This is a genomic window from Streptomyces sp. NPDC036822, from assembly GCF_055609145.1.
Window position 1 is genome coordinate 252,557 of sequence record NZ_JBVJPY010000008.1, and the last position, 20,331, is coordinate 272,887.

13 protein-coding genes are annotated in these 20,331 nt (G+C 72.8%); 3 read left to right on the forward strand and 10 right to left on the reverse strand.

Annotated features, from left to right (window positions below):
• Window positions 1-12 precede the first annotated feature (12 nt).
• Window positions 13-525: a transcriptional regulator NrdR gene (gene nrdR / locus ACZ68P_RS20665; RefSeq protein WP_365713774.1), complete on the reverse strand. Its 513-nt coding sequence runs from the start codon at window positions 523-525 to the stop codon at window positions 13-15.
• 488 nt (window positions 526-1,013) lie between these two features.
• Between nrdR and lexA the strand changes: the two genes are divergently transcribed.
• The gene (gene lexA / locus ACZ68P_RS20670; RefSeq protein WP_365713772.1) at window positions 1,014-1,805 is read left to right on the forward strand and encodes a transcriptional repressor LexA; all 792 of its coding nucleotides are present in this window, start codon (window positions 1,014-1,016) and stop codon (window positions 1,803-1,805) included.
• 65 nt (window positions 1,806-1,870) lie between these two features.
• Here lexA and ACZ68P_RS20675 read toward each other — a convergent pair whose 3' ends face one another.
• The 5 genes from ACZ68P_RS20675 to ACZ68P_RS20695 form a co-directional block, all read right to left on the reverse strand.
• Window positions 1,871-3,844, reverse strand: coding sequence for an ATP-dependent DNA helicase (locus tag ACZ68P_RS20675; protein WP_471008115.1), 1,974 nt, complete (start codon window positions 3,842-3,844; stop codon window positions 1,871-1,873).
• A 38-nt stretch (window positions 3,845-3,882) separates the two neighbouring features.
• A complete protein-coding gene (locus ACZ68P_RS20680) occupies window positions 3,883-5,694 on the reverse strand; it encodes an IucA/IucC family protein (protein ID WP_471008118.1) in 1,812 nt (603 codons plus the stop codon).
• 61 nt (window positions 5,695-5,755) lie between these two features.
• Window positions 5,756-6,526 carry a GNAT family N-acetyltransferase gene (locus ACZ68P_RS20685; protein ID WP_471008121.1) on the reverse strand — a complete coding sequence of 257 codons (771 nt, stop codon included), beginning with the start codon at window positions 6,524-6,526 and terminating at the stop codon, window positions 5,756-5,758.
• Window positions 6,527-6,673: 147 nt separating this feature from the next.
• Complete coding sequence (locus tag ACZ68P_RS20690) at window positions 6,674-8,635, reverse strand: IucA/IucC family protein (RefSeq protein ID WP_471008123.1); 1,962 nt, start codon at window positions 8,633-8,635, stop codon at window positions 6,674-6,676.
• Window positions 8,636-8,674: 39 nt separating this feature from the next.
• The gene (locus ACZ68P_RS20695; protein ID WP_471008126.1) at window positions 8,675-10,174 is read right to left on the reverse strand and encodes a diaminobutyrate--2-oxoglutarate transaminase family protein; all 1,500 of its coding nucleotides are present in this window, start codon (window positions 10,172-10,174) and stop codon (window positions 8,675-8,677) included.
• A 331-nt stretch (window positions 10,175-10,505) separates the two neighbouring features.
• Between ACZ68P_RS20695 and ACZ68P_RS20700 the strand changes: the two genes are divergently transcribed.
• Together ACZ68P_RS20700 and ACZ68P_RS20705 are read left to right on the forward strand one after the other, a co-directional pair.
• The gene (locus ACZ68P_RS20700) at window positions 10,506-11,681 is read left to right on the forward strand and encodes a trypsin-like serine peptidase (protein WP_471008129.1); all 1,176 of its coding nucleotides are present in this window, start codon (window positions 10,506-10,508) and stop codon (window positions 11,679-11,681) included.
• A 136-nt stretch (window positions 11,682-11,817) separates the two neighbouring features.
• Window positions 11,818-12,990 (forward strand): trypsin-like serine peptidase, encoded by a 1,173-nt coding sequence (locus tag ACZ68P_RS20705; RefSeq protein ID WP_471008131.1) that lies wholly within the window; start codon window positions 11,818-11,820, stop codon window positions 12,988-12,990.
• Between the two features lie 214 nt (window positions 12,991-13,204).
• Here the strand turns inward: ACZ68P_RS20705 and hflX are convergent, their stop codons facing one another.
• The 4 genes from hflX to dapF form a co-directional block, all read right to left on the reverse strand.
• Window positions 13,205-14,698 (reverse strand): GTPase HflX, encoded by a 1,494-nt coding sequence (gene hflX, locus ACZ68P_RS20710; protein WP_471008134.1) that lies wholly within the window; start codon window positions 14,696-14,698, stop codon window positions 13,205-13,207.
• A 118-nt stretch (window positions 14,699-14,816) separates the two neighbouring features.
• Entirely contained in the window at window positions 14,817-16,307 is a 1,491-nt protein-coding gene (locus ACZ68P_RS20715) for a M1 family metallopeptidase (RefSeq protein ID WP_471008137.1), read from the reverse strand.
• Between the two features lie 155 nt (window positions 16,308-16,462).
• Window positions 16,463-18,592 carry a RelA/SpoT family protein gene (locus ACZ68P_RS20720; protein ID WP_471008139.1) on the reverse strand — a complete coding sequence of 710 codons (2,130 nt, stop codon included), beginning with the start codon at window positions 18,590-18,592 and terminating at the stop codon, window positions 16,463-16,465.
• Between the two features lie 302 nt (window positions 18,593-18,894).
• The gene (dapF, locus tag ACZ68P_RS20725; protein WP_471008141.1) at window positions 18,895-19,779 is read right to left on the reverse strand and encodes a diaminopimelate epimerase; all 885 of its coding nucleotides are present in this window, start codon (window positions 19,777-19,779) and stop codon (window positions 18,895-18,897) included.
• Between the last annotated feature and the right edge of the window lie 552 nt (window positions 19,780-20,331).

The following is a 20,331-nucleotide window of genomic DNA, read 5'->3' on the forward strand; positions in this document are numbered from 1 at the left end:
CCGGCCCGCCGGTCAGTCGGCGGCGGTGGCGGGAACGGGGACCTCGGGGGTCACTCCGGTCCCGCGCTCCACTGCGCGAGGCCGCTGTCCGCGGAGTTCCGCGATGGCGGCCTCGAAGTCGTCGAGGCTGTCGAAAGCCTTGTACACGGATGCGAAGCGCAGGTACGCGACGAGGTCGAGTTCCTGCAGCGGGCCGAGGATGGCCAGGCCCACGTCATGGGTGGTCAGCTCGGCGCTCCCGGTGGCGCGCACCGCCTCCTCGACCCGCTGGCCGAGCTTGGCGAGGGCGTCCTCGGTCACGGGTCGCCCCTGGCACGCCTTGCGGACGCCGGAGATGACCTTCGTACGACTGAAGGGCTCGGTCACGCCGGACCGCTTGATCACCATCAGCGAGGCGGTCTCCACCGTCGTGAAACGGCGGGAGCAGTCGGGGCACTGGCGGCGGCGTCGGATCGACGTCCCGTCGTCGGTGGTGCGACTGTCGACGACTCGGCTGTCGGGGTGCCTGCAGAAAGGGCAATGCATGGTTCCGACCCTCCCTCACGGCACGACTGAATAGCCCCACCGGGCCCGTCAGGGCCCCTCGAAGCGACCACCAGCATAGGCGATGCGTGCACCCCCGGCAGACCGGGGACCACAACTTCTGGGTGGCTGATGCAATCCAACCACTAGATCTGGTGGCGAAGCGCATTTTCGCCCCTTCGCGCGTGTCGCGCGGCGCGGCCCGTGAAGGGGTGCGCGGGGCCGGGTCAGAGGGTACGGGAAGCGCGCGGTGCCGCCGATTCCGGGGCCTCTGATGCCACACTGGAACAAGGACCCCGCCGCCCTGCGGGCCGGCGGCGAAGGCTACCGTGACCACCGAATTCCGACGGGGCCGAGCCGGCATATACACCCACCTGCGTGAACACGTAAGGCAATCCGCAGTTTTTCACTCGAACGTGTGTTTGGCGCAACCTTTCGAAAGCCACTACCGTTGTGCCAGCCAGGGAGACCATTCGAGAGGGGCCGACGACGTGACCACCACCGCAGACAGTGCCACCATCACCGCCCAGGACCGCTCCCAGGGCCGACTCGAGCCGGTGCATGCCATGAATGACACAGTCATGAACGGGGACGGGGAGCCCGGTCGGCCCGCCCGCTCGCTGCCCGGACGACCTCCAGGGATCAGGGCCGACAGCTCGGGCCTCACCGACCGGCAGCGCAGGGTGATCGAGGTCATCCGGGACTCGGTCCAGCGGCGGGGTTACCCCCCGTCGATGCGCGAGATCGGCCAGGCGGTGGGCCTCTCCAGCACCTCCTCCGTGGCGCACCAGCTGATGGCCCTCGAGCGCAAGGGCTTCCTCCGTCGCGACCCTCACCGCCCCCGGGCGTACGAGGTGCGCGGCTCCGACCAGCCCAGCACCCAGCCCACCGACACCAGCGGCAAGCCCGCCGCGTCGTACGTTCCCCTGGTCGGACGGATCGCCGCCGGTGGCCCCATCCTCGCCGAGGAGTCGGTCGAGGACGTCTTCCCGCTCCCCCGGCAGCTGGTCGGCGACGGCGAGCTGTTCGTCCTGAAGGTCGTGGGTGACTCCATGATCGAGGCGGCCATCTGCGACGGCGACTGGGTGACGGTGCGCCGCCAGCCCGTCGCGGAGAACGGTGACATCGTCGCCGCCATGCTGGACGGCGAGGCCACCGTGAAGCGCTTCAAGCGCGAGGACGGCCACGTCTGGCTGCTGCCGCACAACGCGGCGTACCAGCCGATCCCCGGCGACGAGGCCACCATCCTCGGCAAGGTCGTGGCGGTTCTGCGGCGGGTGTGATCCATCCGCCGGCTCTGACCGGGCCCCGGGACCCACTGCGCCGGTCCCGGGGCCCTGCCGTGTCCTCACACACCCGCCGCCTGGGAAGCCGCGTCGATCGCCGCCAGCGACTTCCGCACCTGATTCCGGTCCGTGGTGTACCAGAAGTCGGGCAGTGACGCCTTGAGGTAGCTGCCGTAGCGAGCGGTGGCCAGCCGTGGATCGAGCACCGCGACCACCCCGCGGTCCCCGGTGGCGCGGACGAGCCGGCCGGCGCCCTGAGCCATGAGCAGCGCCGCGTGCGTGGCCGCGACGGCCATGAAGCCGTTGCCGCCCGCTTCCTCGACGGCCTTCTGGCGCGCGCTCATCAGCGGGTCGTCGGGGCGCGGGAAGGGGATCTTGTCCATGACGACGAGCTGGCAGCTGGCGCCCGGGACGTCCACTCCCTGCCACAGCGAGAGCGTGCCGAAGAGGCAGGTCTTCGGGTCGGCGGAGAAATTCTTGATCAGCTCGCCCAGGGTGTCCTCGCCCTGCAGCAGGATGGGGAACTCGGGGATGCGCGTGCGCAGCTCCTCGGCCGCGAGCTGGGCCGCCCGCATCGAGGAGAACAGTCCGAGCGTGCGGCCGCCCGCCGCCTGCATCAGCTCCGTGAGCTCGTCCAGCATGTCGCCGCGGTCGCCGTCGCGGGCGGGCCGTGACAGGTGCTTCGCGACGTAGAGGATGCCCTGCTTGGGATAGTCGAACGGCGAACCGACGTCGATGCCCTTCCAGACCGGGATGTCGTCGCCCTCGGTGCCTTCCGGAGCGAGCCCCAGCGAGGCCCCGACGCCGTTGAAGTCGCCCCCCAGCTTGAGCGTGGCCGACGTGAGCACCACGGACCGGTCGGCGAAGAGCTTCTCCCGCAGCAGCCCGGAGACCGAGAGCGGGGCGACCCGCACGGAGGCGCCGAACCGGTCGTGGCGTTCGTACCAGACGACGTCGTACTCGGAGCCCTGCGTGATCCGCTCGGCGACGCCGTGGATGCTCTCCACCGACGCCATGGCCTGCTTGCGCACGGCGTCCTCGTCCTGGACCGCCTTGTCCCGGGTGGAGCCCAGGGCCGTGATGACGGCGCGGGCCGCGTCCCGCAGCGCCATCAGCGCGTACGAGAGGTCCTCCGGGAGCTCCTCCAGGCGGCCCGGGAGGGCCAGCTCCATGACCCTCTCGAAGCCCTCGGCCGCCGTCTGCAGCTGGTCGGCGATCTTCTCGTCGACCAGCCTCGCGCTCCGGCGGACGGCGCGGTTGACCTGGCCCGGGGTGAGCTCGCCCGTGGCGACGCCCGTGACCCGGGAGACCAGCTCGTGGGCCTCGTCCACGATCAGCACCTCGTGCTGGGGCAGGACGGGGGCACCCTCGATCGCGTCGATGGCCAGCAGGGCGTGATTGGTGACGACGACGTCGGCGAGCTTGGCCCGCTCGCGGGCGGCCTCGGCGAAGCACTCCGCGCCGTAGGCGCACTTGCTCGCGCCCAGGCATTCACGGGAGGAGACCGAGACCTGGGCCCACGCCCGGTCGGAGACGCCGGGCGTCAGGTTGTCCCGGTCGCCGGTCTCCGTCTCGTCGGACCAGTCCCGCAGCCGCAGCAGGTCCTGGCCGAGCTTGCTCGTGGGCGCCGCGGCCTCGAAGGGGTCGAACAGCCCGTCCTCCTCGTCCTGCGGCACACCCTCGTGGAGGCGGTGGAGGCAGAGGTAGTTCGACCGCCCCTTGAGCATGGCGAACTCGGGACGCCGCCGCAGCTGCGGATGCAGGGCGTCGACCGTGCGCGGAAGGTCACGCTCGACCAGCTGGCGCTGGAGCGCCAGCGTGGCCGTGGCCACCACCACCCGCTCCCCGTGCGCCAGGGCCGGCACCAGATAGCCGAGCGACTTTCCGGTGCCGGTGCCGGCCTGGACGAGAAGGTGGGAGCTGTCGTCGATGGCCTCGGCGACGGCTTCGGCCATGGATACCTGGCCAGGCCGTTCCATACCGCCGACGGCGGAGACTGCGGCATGGAGGAGTTCGGGGAGGGATGGCTTCGTCATAGCGCTTCCACCCTACGGCGCGGCAGTGACAGTCGGGATCACGCGAGCGGATTCGGGACGGTCCCGTGGACGGCGGCGTGCGGCCGCGCGGGGCGGTCGCGGTAGCCGTCCAGGTGCAGACGGTTACGGTTGAGACAGAGCCGCTCGATCCGGGGTCTGAGGAGATCGAACAGCTCGAACCGTTCCTTCAGCTCCGGGAAGCGCGCCTGGTGGCGCAGGATCTCGGCCCGGACCATGGCCCAGAAGTCCTGCTCGGGCACGCCGAGTTGCTCCGCGCACAGCGGTGCCAGATAGCGGAAGACGCCGACGAACAGACCTGAATGGATGAACTGGGTGAGGAAGCCCGGTTCCTCCGTGAGCAGGACGGCACGGACGTCGTCCGGCATCGTCTCGTGCTCGGGAAGGGGCAGGGCGCTGACGTTCACGTCGTCGACGAAGTCCTTGATCGCCAGACGTACGGGGACGTCCCTTTCGTCGTAGACGACGATGGCGTTCTCGCCGTGCGGTGAGAAGACGGTGCCGTACTGGTAGAGGAAGTGCAGCAGCGGCGGCAGCAGGGCGGCGAAGAGGTGCTGGAGCCACACGGCGGGGCGGAGCCCGGAGCGCTCGACCAGCGCGGCGACGAAGGCGCGGCCGTCCGGGTCGGTGTGCAGGAGCGCGGCGAGGGTCCGGGCGCGCTCGTCGGGAGGCAGTCGCAGCGGCTCGCGCCAGATCGCGCCGAGGAGTTCCTTGTACTGGTACGGGACCTCGGGCAGCCTGTCGTAGAGCGGGTGCTCCACGGTGACGGAGGCGACCTCGCCGAGGAGGATCACCCCGCACTCGTCGCGGAGGAAGGGGTCGGCGTCGCGCAGCCCGTGCACCCAGGAGGTGACGGCGGGGGCGGCGAGGGTCCGCTCGGTGGGGAGACCTCGCCAGACGAGCGTGTTGAGGACGGAGAGCGGCAGCTTGACGGTGTGCCGGTCGGGGCGGCTGGTGTTGAGGAACGTACGGACCGACTGCTGCGGCAGGCGCAGGTCGCCGTCGGTGGGGAGCGGGACGATGGCTCCGCCGGCGACGGCGGGGGCGTAGAGGGGCAGCAGGATCTCGTCCCACTGCCAGGGGTGGACGGGCAGCAGGAGGTACGTCTCGGGATCCAGGCCCCGGCCGGTCAGCTCGGCGCGGAAGGCGTCGCGGACCTCGGGGCCGAGCTCGCGGGCGTAGAGCCGGTCGGGGGTGTCGAGCCCGGGGACGCCGCGGTAGGCGGCGAGGTCGGTGCTGACCGCGATCCAGGGGAGGCGGGTGGGGCGGCGGGCCTCGGGGGCCCAGCGGGCGGCGTCGGCGGCGGAGAAGCCGATGCGGCCCTTGTTGAGCACGAGCCAGGGATGACCGGTCTGGTGGCCTTCCAGCTCGGCGTAGCCCAGGTCGGCGAGCCGGTCCGCGGGCAGCGCCGTGTGGTGGAGGCGGGCGTCCGCGACGAGGGTGGTGGTGAGCTCGCGGATGAGGTGGCCGAGGGTCGCGCCGTCGATGCCGAGGAGCCGGTGGGCACGGACCAGGAAGTCGAGCGGGTCCGTCAGCGGCCGGCCGTCGAGGGTGATCGAGTCGGGGGCGACGCGCCAGCTTCCGTACGCGCCACGGCGGGCGCGGAAGGCGAGCGTCGAGCCGTCGTCCAGGCACAGGGTGTGGCGTCCGGGGTCGTCGGGGCCGCCGGGTTCATGGGGATCGTCGGCGGGGATGGGTTCGATGATCTCCTCGTACGCGAACTCGCCGAGGGTCTTGGCGAGGAGGTGGGAGCACACCAGGGTCCAGGCGGAGGTGTTCAGCTCGGGGGGTGAGAGCGGTGCGGAGTCATGGGTGGCAGGGGACGACGGCACGGGGACTCCTCGGGGTGGGAACCGCTGTGGAGCGAGCGGTGTATGGATGACGAAGGGGCGTTCACAGGACGTGGCGGAGGGCGCGGTCGCGGACCATGAGGGCGGCTCGTTTGTCGGGAAGGTCGACTTCGGCGGAGAAGCGGAAGCCGGCGCTCAGGAAGGCGGACACCGACGGTGTGTTGCGCACGTCGGGTTCGGCGATGACACGGGTGCACCGGGGCCGGTGGTCGAGGACGAGGTCGGCGACGGCCCGCAGCAGCGTGGTGCCGATCCCTCGTCCGCGGTCGGCGACGCCGCCGACGAGCAGATGGATCCCGGTGTCGTGGGGGCGTGCCGGGTAGTGCCGGGCGAGCGGGTCGAGATCGGCGCGGTAGATCTCGAAGTAGCTCATGGGGGTGGCGCCGAGGACTCCGAGGCAGGGCACGGTGCGTCCGTCGCCGTCGAGTTGGGCGCGGAGGTGGGCGGCGGTCACGCTCTCGGGTCCTGACAGCTCCCAGAAGGCGGCGACGGCCGGATCGTTCATCCAGCGGCTGACGAGTGCCAGGTCCCGGTCGATCCGTACGGGTACGAGCCGGAAGGGGCCGACGGGGGTGGCGGCCGGGCCCCAGGAGGGAACGTCGTCGAGCAGGTCGCCGTGGGTCGGCGTCGTGGTCTCGCCGGCGGTGAACAGGGCGACGAGCTCGTCGGGCAGTCGCATGTCCAGGGTGTCCTCGCCGCCCGTGTCGACCGGGGGGCGGGCGCTGGTCCCGGCGGCGCCCCGGGGCCCGGGATCGGCGTCGGTGCGGGACCCGGGGCTCGCGTCGGTGTCGGTGCCGGCGTCGGTGTGAGGCACGGTGACGCTCTCCTCTCGGCGGTGCGGCGGTGCGGCGTGGGGTGGTGCGGCGGTCGTGTCGGGAGCGGCTCGTCGGCTGTGGCTCGGGGCTCGTCGGGCGTGCGGCCCGGACCTGGCGCGTTCGGCCAGGCCCGGGGCGCACGGCGCTCAGGAGCGGAGGGGGTTGGTGATGGTGACGTAGACGGACTGGGTGTCGACGGGCCCCACCAGTTCGTCCAGGCCGTGGAGGCGGGTGAGCAGGTTGGCCTTGCAGCGCAGCGTCGCGGCCTCCAGGAGCCGGTGCGGCAGGGGGGAGCCGAGGCCGGTGGCGGAGGTCAGGAACTGCCGGAAGCCGGCGAGCAGGACGCGCTCGTCGGCGAGACACTGGGAGCCGAACGCGCCGATGAGACCGAGGACGTTGTTGATGCCGAGGTAGTAGGCGAAGCGCTCGTCGGTGACCTGGTCGGAGACGAAGGTGTCGCTGGCGGCGCCGATGCCGGGCAGCCGCTTGTCCAGCTCGTCGCGGTGGGATTCGCGGAAGTAGTAGCCCTGGTTGTCGCGGTAGCGGCCGCCGACGGGCCAGCCGTCGGGGTCGAGGAGCACGAGGGTGTTCTGCTGGTGGGCCTCCAGGGCGACTCCGGCGGCGCCGTCGAGCCAGAGCACGGGGCGGACCACCTGGTCGAGGTAGCGCAGGAACCACTCGGCCGCGACCGCCGTGGTGGGGCGGCCGGTACGGGCGGCGAGGCGGGTGACGATCTCGGCGAGGCGTGAGCGCATCCGGCCCGTGCCCGGCCAGGGGCGCGGGGCCGTGAGGGCGGCGATGCAGACGGCGTCGTCGCCGGCGGCGAAGGGGTTGTGGCGGACCATGACGTCGAGGCCGGGAACGGGTGCGCCGTCGAGGGTGTCGACCGCGAGCCAGGCGGGGTCGCGGACGATGTCGAACCCGGGGTGGGCGGCCTGCCACTGGTCCACGAGTCCGGTGCGCAGGAGCCGGTGGACCTCCACGCCGCGGTGAAGTTCCTTGCGGAGGTTCTCGCGCCGGGAGTTGGTGATGCGGACGCCGAGGGAGAGCTTGAGCATGGTCCGGGCGCCGGGCCGGTGGACGGTGCGGACGGAGGAGGTGGGGTGCCAGGCGCCGCCGTGGGGACCGAGGTCGTGCAGGAGTCCGGCGTCGAGGAGGGAGGCGACGGCGGGCCGGTGCAGCAGCTCCCGGGCCTGCCAGGGGTGGAGGGGGAGCGGCACGGTGCCCGGCGGCGGTGCGAGGCCCTCGGCGAGCCCGGTGGCGAGTTGTTCGGCGGTGACCGGGCGGCCCTGTTCGGTCCAGGCGGAGTCGGAGGCGAGGACGGTGCGGTCGACGGCCATCCAGTGCAGGGGGAAGGAGCCGTAGAGCTCCGGGGAGTAGAGACGGGCCTCCGCCTCGGAGAGCCCCTCCCTGCTCTTGGGGGTGGGGTGGAGCGGGTGGCCGAGGAGCAGGGACTGCTCGGCGGTGAGGAAGAGGTCGGCGTCGAGGCCGGGGCGTGGCCGGCGGCGCCGGTCGGCGATGAAGTCGGCGGTGCGGCGGGCGGAGTCGGCGACGCGGCCGACGAGATCGGTGCCCTCGGGGCGGCCCGTCTCGCGGCTGAGGAGCGCGGCGACGGTGACGGCGTCGGCCGCCGGTGCCGAGGCGGGGAGGCCTTCCAGGACGGGTGCCCCGAAGCGGTGCCAGCCGGTGGGCGACCAGTAGAGGACGGGCACGAGCAGTGCGGTGCCGCTGGCGTCGAGGGGGACGCGGAGGGTGGTCGCCTCGGGGGCGCGGAGGTCCTTCTCCCGTACCCAGCAGCGCAGCAGGTTCTCGATGGTCGCCGCGTCCGCGGCGCGCCGCGGGTCCGGGTCGTCGAGAGGCTCCCCACGGTGGTCGTCCCGGTGGCCGTCCCTGACCGGGGGCGCGGGAGCGGGCGCGGTCGGTGCGCCGGAAGCGGGCCCGGGAGCCGTCGCGTGCCCTGCCGCGGGCGCGGACGACGGCTGCGGCGCCGCGGGCTGGGGGTCGTACGGACCGGAGTGCTGGCGGGGGACGGTGGCCTGCTCGACGGTGAGCGGGCCGCGTGCGGCGCTGCCGGAGTCGGACGCTTCGGAGGCGGGAGTGGCGTTCACGGGGGCTTCCTTGTGAGGGTGTCCGGGTTCGGTCCGGGATCAGTGGGACGGTCCGGTGGCGGTCCGGCGGGGCGCGGAGCGGGCGGGTACGGACCCGGGGTGCGAGGACGGGCCCGGGCGGTGGGTGCGTTCGGCGGCGGCCAGGGCGTCGGCGAAACGGTCCAGGACGGCTTCGGCCTGCTCGTCGGTGAGGGTCAGCGGCGGCAGGAGACGGACGACTCCGGCGTGCCGGCCGCCGAGTTCGACGATGAGCCCGCGGTCCAGGCACTCCCGCTGGACGGCCGCGGCGAGCGCCGGAGCGGCCGGCGGGGCGAAGACACCGAAGGCCTGGGCCTCGTCGGCGGACGGGAACGGGGCCTCGTCGGCGTACGGGTCGACCAGCTCGACGCCGATCATGAGGCCCCGGCCGCGGACGTCTCCGACGCAGAGGTGGTCGGCGGCGAGCCCCTGGAGCCGGCCGAGCATCCGGGCGCCGAGCGTGGCCGCGCGGTCGGCGAGCCTGTTCTCCCGTACGTACGCGAGGGTGGCGGCTCCGGCGGCCATGGCGAGCTGGTTGCCGCGGAAGGTGCCGGCGTGGGCGCCGGGCTCCCAGGCGTCGAGCTCGGCGCGGTAGACGATGACGGCGAGCGGGAGGGAGCCTCCGATGGCCTTGGAAAGGACCATCACGTCGGGCACGACGCCGCTGTGCTCGACGCCCCAGAAGGTGCCCGTGCGGCCGACGCCGGTCTGCACCTCGTCGGCGATGAGGGGGATGGACCGGGAGGCGGTGAGGGCGCGCATCCGGCGCATCCAGGCGTCGGGGGCGGGGATGACTCCCCCTTCTCCCTGGACGGGTTCGAGGATCATCCCGGCGGGGGTGGTGACCCCGCTCTTGGGGTCGTCGAGGAGGTTCTCCGTCCAGCGGGCGGCCAGTTCGGCGCCGCGGTCGCCGCCGACGCCGAAGGGGCAGCGGTAGTTCTGCGGGTAGGGCAGCCGGGTGACGCGTACGTCCGTGGCTCCGCCCGAGGCGTCGAGGGCTCCGGCGGTCATGCCGTGGTAGGCGCCGGTGAAGCTGAACAGTCCGCTGCGGCCGGTCGCCGTGCGGACGAGCTTGAGGGCGGCCTCGACCGCGTCCGTGCCGGCAGGCCCGCAGAACTGGATGCGGGCGTCGTCGGCGAGTCCGGCGGGGAGCGTGGCGAACAGCTCGGTGGTGAAGGCGTCCTTGACCGGGGTGGCGAGGTCGAGGACGTGGAGCGGAGCGCCCGAGTCGAGGACCTTCCTGACGGCTTCGAGGACCACCGGGTGGTTGTGCCCGAGGGCCAGCGTCCCCGCCCCCGAGAGGCAGTCGAGGTAACGACGGCCGTCCGCGCCCTCGATGGTGAGCCCTCGGGCGCGCACCGGCACGATCGGCAGCGAGCGGGCGTAGGTGCGCGCCGCCGACTCGCGCAGCGACTGGCGGCGCAGGATGCCCTCGTGGGCGCCCGTCTCGCCCGCGGGCCGCTCCCCCGTCGGTGTCTGCGCTGCCGGTGGTACGGCCGGAGCTGATTCGGTCACGGCCACGGCTCGGTGTCCTCCCGCTGTAACGGTTGCGTTGCACATCAGTACGTTGCTCGACCGTGCGTACGACGGCCGTGAACGCTGCTTGGGGGTCCCCCGTACGTACCAACGACGCGGACTCCCGGGGATCACGGGCCGATACCAAGATCCTTGGGCCGGTCTTGATCACGGCCCGGCAACGGCTGTACGGGGTGCGGAACCGCGGACCTGCCGCACACCGTCCCCACCTGCACCGGCATCATGGGGGCCGCGCTCCGGCGGCGGTCGACGCCGCCGGGACGTTCACCACAGTTCATGCATGCACAAGTTGACGTAGTCCCAGGGGGATCTCGAGATGCGATCGATTCGTCCGCTGCTGGCCTCGGCAGCCGCCGTCGCGGCGTTGACGCTGACGGCGACGGCCTGCGGCCCGACCGAGGAGAACGCGGGCGACAAGCCCAGCGCTCCCGCGAGCCCGTCCGCCGGCGACAAGATCACGATTCCGGACGATCTCAAGGACCGCCTCAAGGAGCGCGGGATCGACCTGGACAAGTGGCGCGACGGCGAGTGGAAGAACTGGGACCGCGAGAAGTGGCTGCGTGAGGCCAAGGACTACGTGAACCCGATCATCGAGGACCTCTGGAACCCGGACCGGATGCGGGAGGCCGAGCGTCCCGACAAGCCGGTCGAGGAGGAGGACATCTCGGGCGACGAGGGTGTCACCGACCCGACCCCCGTTCCGGCCAGGGCGAGGGCCGTGGACACGCCGTACCACTCAGAAGCTCCCGAGGCGGGCAAGGTCTTCTTCGACGGGCCCCAGGGCTCGATGGTCTGCTCGGCCACCGTCGTGAAGGACCCGGCGAACCCGGGGAAGTCCAACATGGTCTGGACGGCGGGCCACTGCGTGCACGCGGGCAAGAAGGGCGGCTGGTACCGCAACATCGCCTTCGTGCCCTCGTACAACGACAGCGGCAAGCCGGCCGCCCAGCTGGAGAACGCGACCCGCGAGGACGTCGCCCCGTACGGCGTGTGGTGGGGTGACTGGGCGCAGACGTCCGAGCAGTGGATCTCGCAGGGCGCGGCGACCGGTGGCCAGGGCGCCCCGTACGACTTCGCGGTGATCCACGTGACGCCGGAGAAGGGCAGCACGGGCAAGTCACTGGAGGAGACGGTCGGTTCGGCACTTCCGGTGGAGTTCAACGCGCCGGCCACGCCGAAGATCGCGAGCATGACGGCGACCGGTTACCCGGCCGGTGCCCCCTTCGACGGCCAGAAGATGTTCCAGTGCCAGGACAAGCCGGGCCGTCTGTCGGTGAAGGCGGACCAGCCGACGATGTACCGCATCGGCTGCACCATGACCGGCGGTTCGTCCGGTGGCGGCTGGGTGGCCCAGGGCAAGGACGGCAAGCCCGCGCTGGTGTCCAACACCTCGATCGGCCCGGTGACGGCCGGCTGGCTGGCCGGTCCCCGTCTGGGCGCCGAGGCCAAGGGCGTCTACGCCGAGGTCAGCAAGAAGTACGCGGGCCGCTAGGGCGTGTGCAGGAGGCGGGCCCTCGCGGGGTCCCGCCTCCTTCGTACGGGCATACTGTGCACCGCTAGTGACGCGTCCATGGCAATCACTGAGGTGGTTGCGGGGCGCGGGAATCATCCCAGGGGGATCTCTACTCATGCGTTCGACAAAACTCCTGCCGGCCTTCGCCGGCCTGGCCGTGGCGCTCTCGCTGACCGCCACCGCCTGCGGTCCGACCGAGACTCCGGCGGCCGACAAGCCCGCCGCCGAGGCGACCGCGGCCACCGCCGACCCCACCACCGGCGGGGGCGACAGCGCCCTCCCGAAGGACCTGGCCGACAAGCTCAAGCAGCACGGCGTCGACCCGGACAAGTGGAAGAACGGCGAGTGGAAGAACTGGGACAAGGACACCTGGCTCCGTGAGGCCGAGGACTTCGTCAACCCGGTGATCGAGGGTCTGTGGAACCCCGAGCGCATGCAGTCGGCGAAGAGCCCCGACCCGGCGATCACCGCCACCGCGGGCGCGGGCGGCAGCGACCCGGTGCCGCGGCCCGTGCGGGCGCAGCGCGAGAAGACGCCGTACCACCGCAACGCGGCGCCCGTCGGGAAGATCTTCTTCGACTCGCCGCAGGGCCACATGGTCTGCTCCGGCACGATCGTGAAGGACCCGCGCCGGCCCGGGAAGTCCAACCTCGTGTGGACCGCGGGTCACTGCGTGCACGCGGGCCAGAAGGGCGGCTGGTACCGCAACATCGCCTTCGTCCCGGCCTACAACGACCTGGGCAAGTCGGCGTCCTCGCTGAACAACGCGCAGGCGCACGAGGTGGCTCCCTACGGCCAGTACTGGGCCGACTGGGTGGTCACCTCCGGTGAGTGGATCAACCGCGGCGGCACGAACCCGGCCTGGCCCTACGACTACGCCGTGATGCACGTGCAGCCGGAGCGGGGCAAGAAGTCCCTGGAGGAGACGGTGGGCGCCGCCCTGCCGATCGACTTCTCCGCGCCCACCGCGGCGCAGGCCGGCACGATGGGCGCCTGGGGCTACCCGGCCGCTCCCCCGTACAACGGTCTGATCATGCACAAGTGCGTCGACCGGCCGAGCCGGCTCACCACGGCCCCCGCCACGCCCACGATGTACCGCATCGGCTGCACGATGACCGGTGGTTCCTCCGGCGGCGGCTGGATCCGCACGATGCCGAACGGCAAGGCGGCGCTGGTCTCCAACACCTCGATCGGCCCGGTCGGCGGCAACGGCTGGCTGGCCGGACCCCAGCTCGGCCGGGGTGCCCAGAACGCGCACGAGATGGTGAGCAAGAAGTTCGCCCGCTGACCCGTCGTGACCGGCGGCCGGCCGAGGAGGCCGGCCGCCCCGCGCCGAGGCCCTGACCACGGCTCGTGGCACGCGTGTGCGTGACGCGGATCGTGGCGAAGGTCCGACGGACGCACACGGATCCGAACTCCCCATGCGGAAGGCCCCGCCCCCCTCGGTCAGGGGGGCGGGGCCTTCCGCATGGACGCGTCCCGGCGTGCGCCGGGCGGGCCGGTCAGTGAGCGGCGGGAACGTACGGCATGAGGAATGCCGCCAGCTCCTCGTGCACCCGCGCCTTGAGCAGCGTGCCCTCCGCCGTGTGCTCCTCGGAGAGCACCTCGCCCTCGGCATGCACCCGCGAGACGAGCCCGCCCTGGGTGTACGGCACGAGCGCCTCGATCTCGACCTGCGGCCGGGGGAGTTCGGCGTCGATGAGCGCCAGCAGCTCCTCGATGCCCTCGCCCGTCCGCGCCGAGACGGCGATGGCGTGGCGCTCGGCCCGCATCAGCCGCTGCAGCACGAGCGGGTCGGCCGCGTCCGCCTTGTTGACGACCACGACCTCGGGCACGTTCACCGCGCCGACGTCACGGAACACCTCGCGCACGGCGGCCAGCTGCTCCTCCGGCGCCGGGTGGGAGCCGTCCACCACGTGGAGGATCAGGTCGGATTCGCCGACCTCCTCCATGGTGGAGCGGAACGCCTCGACCAGGTGGTGCGGAAGGTGCCGCACGAACCCGACGGTGTCGGCCAGGGTGTACACCCGGCCGGTGGGCGTCTCGGCCCGGCGGACGGTCGGGTCGAGGGTGGCGAACAGCGCGTTCTCCACCAGCACACCCGCGCCCGTGAGGCGGTTGAGCAGGGAGGACTTGCCGGCGTTGGTGTATCCGGCGATGGCGACCGACGGCACCTTGTTCCGGCGCCGCTCCTGCCGCTTGATGTCGCGGCCGGTCTTCATCTCCGCGATCTCCCGGCGCATCTTCGCCATCTTCTCGCGGATCCGACGCCGGTCGGTCTCGATCTTGGTCTCACCGGGACCACGGGTGGCCATACCGCCACCGCCGCCGCCACCCATCTGACGGGACAGCGACTGACCCCAGCCGCGCAGTCGCGGCAGCATGTACTGCATCTGCGCGAGCGCGACCTGCGCCTTGCCCTCACGGGACTTGGCGTGCTGGGCGAAGATGTCGAGGATCAGCGCGGTCCGGTCGACCACCTTGACCTTGACGACGTCTTCGAGGGCGATGAGCTGACCGGGGCTGAGCTCGCCGTCGCAGACGACCGTGTCCGCGCCGGACTCGACCACGATGTCGCGCAGCTCGCGTGCCTTGCCCGAGCCGATGAAGGTGGCCGGGTCCGGCTTGTCACGGCGCTGGATCACGCCGTCGAGCACGAGGGCGCCCGCCGTCTCGGCCAGGGCCGCCAGCTCCGCGAGGGAGTTCTCCGCGTCCTGGACGGTCCCCGAGGTCCACACGCCGACCAGCACGACGCGCTCCAGGCGCAGCTGCCGGTACTCGACCTCGGTGACGTCCTCGAGCTCGGTGGAGAGGCCCGCCACGCGCCGCAGAGCCGCGCGCTCGGAGCGGTCGAACTGATCGCCGTCCCGCTCTCCGTCGATCTCGTGGCTCCAGGCGACGTCCTCTTCCATCAGGGCATCGGCCCGAAGGCTCTCGGTGCGGCTCGTCTCGGCGAAGCTCTGCTCGTCCTGGGAAGGGGAAGAAGAGGAGGTCATTTGATCCTTACGTCGATGGAAAGTCGTTGCGTCGATCAGAACACGTGGCGGCACGGAAAGATTCCCGGGCCGGCCGCGTCGCCGACCTGACGATGGTGTCACGCCCGGGTGGTGCGCGTCATCCCGGTTTCACGGCGTTCGGCGGCTGCGGGGCGCGGCTGCTCCAGTCCGGGTGGCCGGGCATGGGCGGGGTCTTCTCGGCGTAGAGCCAGTCGGCGAAGAAGGCGGAGAGGTCACGGTCCGCGACCTGGGACGCCATCTCGGTGAAGTCGGCGGTGCTCGCGGTGGCGTCGCGGTGCTCGCTCACCCAGCGGCGCTGGAGGTGCTGGAAGGCGTCCTCGCCGATCTCCTGGCGCAGGGCGTACAGGACCAGGGCGCTCCCGTCGTACACGACGGGCCGGAAGAGGCTGATCTTCTGGCCGGGCGAGGGCGGTGCGGGGGCGGCCGGAGGGCCGCCGGCCGCCCGCCATCCGTCGGAGGCGCCGTAGGCGGCCTTCATCCGGCGCTCCAGGGACTGCTTGCCCACCTCGTCCGCGTAAAGCGCCTCGTACCAGCTCGCGTGCCCCTCGTTCAGCCACAGGTCGGACCAGGTGCGGGGCGAGACGCTGTTGCCGAACCAGTGGTGGGCCAGCTCGTGGACCATGATCGAGTCGACGTACCAGTCCGGGTAGCCGGGCTCGGCGAAGAGTCGTCGTTCGAAGAGGGAGAGGGTCTGCGTCTCCAGCTCGAAGCCGGTGTCGGCGTCGGCGACGAGCAGTCCGTACGTCTCGAAGGGGTAGCGGCCGACCTGGCGCTCCATCCACTCCAGGTGCCCGGGGGTCCGCTTCAGCCAGGGCTCCATGAGCTCCCGGTCGGCGGTGCGGACGACGTCCCGCAGGGGCAGGCCGTGCGGTCCCTCGCGGTGGACGACGGTGGTGGCGCCGATGGAGACCTGGGCGAGCTCGGTCGCCATGGGGTGGGAGGTGCGGTAGGTCCAGGTGATGGTGGCGCCCTTCTCGCTGCGCCCGGCCGGCAGGCCGTTGGCGACGGCCGTCAGCGCACGGGGGGCGGTGATCCGGAAGGTGAAGTACGCCTTGTCGGCGGGGTGGTCGTTGGAGGGGAAGACCCGGTGGGCGGCGTCGGCCTGGTTGGCCATGGCGAGGCCGTCGCCGGTGCGGACCCAGCCGCCGGTGTCGGCGGGGCCGGACGGGTCGCTGGTGTGGACGACCGCGATCTCCAGCGGCTCGCCCTCCTCGACCGACCGGGACGGGGTGATCACCAGGTCCTCGCCGCTGGTGGCGAAGTCGGCCGGGACGCCGTCGACGGTGACGGCGGAGACCTCGCCGTGGGTGAAGTCGAGGTTGACGCGCTCCAGGTCGGCGGTGGCGAGCGCCTCGATACGGGTCACGGCAGCGAGGGGCTCGGTGTTGCGGCCCCCGTAGGTGAGGTCGATGTCGTACGAGAGGACGTCGTACCCCGGGTTGCCGAGGTGGGGGAAGAGCGGGTCCCCGATGCCGAGCGGCGCGGGCGCGGGCAGCGCGGCGGCGACGAGCCCGGCCGAGGCGGCGACGAGAACGGCGGAGCGGAGCCACCGCGCGCGAGGGGCGGTGTTCCGGGAGGTGAGCGGCATGAGCTACGGCTACCAGGGCGTCGGTCCCGGCCCGGTGCGGCGCGCTCGCCCGCCACCCGAAGGAGTCATCACCGGGCTGACGGGGACCGCCCCTCGCGTGCGGCGGGGGTGCCGCCGAAGGTGACGCGGCGGTGGCGGTGGCCGTGGCGGGCGGCCTACAGGTCCGGTGAGGCGGGTTGGCGGGCGCGGCTCACGTCGTACACGCCGGGGACGTCCCGCATGGCCCGCATGAGGGCGGGCAGCCCGGCGGCGTCGGGGAGTTGGAGCGTGTAGGTGTGACGTACCCGTTGTTCGCTGGGCGGTTCGACGGTGGCGGAGACGACGGCGACGCCGGCGGCGGCGATGGCCTCGGTGAGGTCCGCGAGGAGCCGGGGGCGGCCGAAGGACTCGGCGACGAGGGTGACGCGGCACTCGTCGGTGTCGCCCCAGTGGACGGTGACGGGATCACGGCCGAGGCTCCGCATGGCGTCGGCGGCTGCGCAGCCGGTGCGGTGGACGGTGACGGTCCCGCCGCGGACCAGGAAGCCGGTGATCTCGTCGGGGGGCACGGGCGTACAACAGCCGGCCGGGCGTACGGCGCCGGCCGTGGTGCCCGGCAGGTCGGCGAGGAGCCGGGTGCCGGTGCGGCGGTCGGCGGCGTGGGAGGCGGGCGGGCGCGGGTCGGCGGCCGGGGCCGTCGCGGTCTCGGGATGTGCCTGGAGCCAGCCGGTGATCGCGATGCGCGCGGCGGGGGTACGGGCGTGGTCGAGCCACTCCGGGGAGGGCCCGGAGGCGGCGTCCTGGGCGAGCAGCAGCTGGACGGTGTCGCCGTCGGCGAGGACCGTACCGAGCGTCGCGAGCCGCCCGTTGACACGTGCGCCGAGGCAGGAGTGGGCGGCCTCGCCGTACTGCGCGTAGGCCGCGTCGACGCAACTCGCCCCGGCGGGCAGGCCGAGGGTGCCGCCGTCGGCGCGGAAGACGGTGATCTCCTGGTCCTCGGCGAGGTCGGCGCGCAGCGAGGTCCAGAAGGTGTCCGGGTCCGGGGTCGCCTCCTGCCAGTCGAGGAGCCGGGAGAGCCAGCCGGGCCGGGTGGGGTCGGCGCGCTCCCCGTCCTCGGCCGTCTCGGCTCGGTCGCCGGTCGGCGGGGGCGTGTACGGATTGCCCAGGGCGACGACTCCGGCCTCGGCGACCTTGTGCATCTGGTGGGTGCGGATGAGGACTTCGGCGACGGCCCCGTCGGGGGCGGCGACGGCGGTGTGCAGCGACTGGTACAGGTTGAACTTGGGGGCGGCGATGAAGTCCTTGAACTCGGAGATCACCGGGGTGAAGCAGGTGTGGAGTTCACCGAGGACGGCGTAGCAGTCGGCGTCCTCGCCCACCAGGACGAGGAGTCGGCCGAAGTCGCTGCCGCGCAGGTCGCCGCGCTTGAGGCGGACGCGGTGGACGGAGACGAAGTGCCGTGGCCGGACCAGGACTTCGGCGGGGATGTCCGCCTCGCGCAGGAGGGTGGTGACGTGTTCGGCGATGGCCGCGAGGGCGTCGCCGGCACCGGTGTTCCCGGCGATGAGGGCGCGGGTGTTCTCGTACTCCTCGGGATGGAGGATGGCGAAGACCAGGTCCTCCAGTTCGGACTTGAGGGCCTGGACGCCGAGTCGTTCCGCGAGCGGGATGAGGACGTCACGGGTGACCTTGGCGATGCGGACCTGCTTCTCGGGGCGCATGACGCCGAGGGTCCGCATGTTGTGGAGCCGGTCGGCGAGTTTGATCGACATGACCCGGACGTCGTTGCCGGTGGCGACGAGCATCTTGCGGAAGGTCTCCGGCTCGGCCGCGGCGCCGTAGTCGACCTTCTCCAGCTTGGTCACGCCGTCGACGAGGTAGGCGACCTCGTCGCCGAACTGCTCCTGGACCTGATCGAGCGTCACATCCGTGTCCTCGACGGTGTCGTGGAGGAGGGCCGCGGTCAGGGTCGTGGTCTCGGCGCCGAGTTCGGCGAGGATGAGGGTGACGGCGAGCGGATGCGTGATGTACGGCTCGCCGCTCTTGCGGAACTGCCCGCGGTGCGAGGACTCGGCGAGGACGTAGGCGCGGCGGAGGACGGCGAGGTCGGCGTCGGGGTGGTGGGCGCGGTGCGCCTCGGCGACGTGGCCGATGGCGTCGGGGAGGCGATCCCGGGTGCCCGGCCCGAGCAGGGCGGCGCGGCCCAGCCTGCGGAGGTCGATCCTCGGGCGGGTGCGTCTGCGGCTGGGAGCGTCGGGGCCGGTGGCCTCGGCCGCGCTCAGGGGGTTGGTGGCCTCTGCACTCATGGGCACCTCCGGCGACGTCGACCGGCGGAGGGCGGGCAAGGCGTGCCTGCCGGGCTTGCCGGTGCTTGATGCTACCGAGCCCACCACGCGGTGCAGTCCCGCTCTCGCCCAGCGTGAAACGGATCACCCATTCGAGCGACGGATCAGTCGTTGACTGTTTCGATTCCGGCCCTTTTCGGGGCCGCCCGTCTCCCCTCCGGCCCGCAGGGGCGCCGCCCGGCCGGGAGCGCAGCGGTCAGGGGCACGGGTCAGGGCGTCGCTTCGGGGTACCGCTTCGGGGCGTCGGGCGGGGCCGTCCGGGGTCAGGCCGACCGGGCCGGGGTGAGCCAGGCGGGGTCGATTACGCCCTCGGCGACGATGACGGCCGGGCCGGTCATCTCGATCTCGCCGTCGGGGTGCTCGGTGATGATCAACGTGCCGCCGAGGACGTCGACGGTGTACGTGACGGGCGTGCCGCTCTCGGCGGGGTCGGCGCCGTCCCGGCGGGCGGCGGCCACGGCGACGGCGCACGCGCCCGTGCCGCAGGAGCGGGTCTCGGCGGCGCCGCGCTCGTGCACCCGCATGGCGACGTGGCGCGGCCCGCGGTCGGCGACGAACTCGATGTTCACGCCCTCCGGGTAGACCTCGGCCGGGGCGTAGGGCGGCTCGGTGAAGAGGTGGCCGGCGTGGTCGAGGTTCTCGACGAAGGCGACGGCGTGCGGATTGCCCATGTTCACGTTCCGGGCGGGCCAGCTGCGGCCCTCCACCGTGACGGTGACGCCGTCCTCGGGGAGCAGGGCGCGGCCCATGGAGACGGTGACGGATCCGTCCTTGTCCAGGTGGACCTTCTTGACCCCGCCCCGGGTGGCGACGGCGACCTCACCGGCGGTGACGTGCCCGGCGTGCTCCAGATAGCGGGCGAAGACGCGCACGCCGTTGCCGCACATCTCGGCGACGGAGCCGTCGGCGTTGCGGTAGTCCATGAACCACTCGGCCTCGTCGGCCATCGGCCTGGCCTCGGGGTGGGCGGCGCTGCGGACGACGTGCAGCAGTCCGTCCCCGCCGATCCCGGCTCGCCGGTCGCACAACCGGGCGACGACGTCGGCGGGCAGGTCGACGGCGTTGTCGGCGTCGGGGACGATCACGAAGTCGTTCTCGGTCCCGTGGCCCTTGAGGAAGGAGAGCGGCGAGGTCTGCGTGCTGGTCACGGGATCAACTGTACGGGTCGGGTCCGACAGGGGCCGCCCGGGTGGGGACAGCGCGCGCGGGCCGGAAGCGGCCCTCCCCCCGGGGAGGGCGAGGGCGGGAAGCGGCGAGCGAGGGGCCGGCGAGGCACCGGGCCGCGGGGCCGGGTCAGCACGAGCGGGCGAGGCACCGGGCCGCGGGGGCGGGTCAGCGCAGGCGGGCGACGCGCCAGACCGCCAGGGCCACCAGGAGGGCGCTGACGCACACGTACAGCGCCATCACGCGCCAGTCCGGGCGCTCGCCGGAGCCCCGGGACGGCAGGCCGGGCCAGGTGTCCCGCCCGGGTGGGGACAGCGCGCGCGGGCCGGAAGCGGCCCTCCCCCCGGGGAGGGCGAGGGCGGGAAGCGGCGAGCGAGAGGCCGGCGAGGCACCGGGCCGCGGGGCCGGGTCAGCACGAGCGGGCGAGGCACCGGACCACAGGGGCGGGTCAGCGCAGGCGGGCGACGCGCCAGACCGCCAGGGCCACCAGGAGGGCGCTGACGCACACGTACAGCGCCATCACGCGCCAGTCCGGG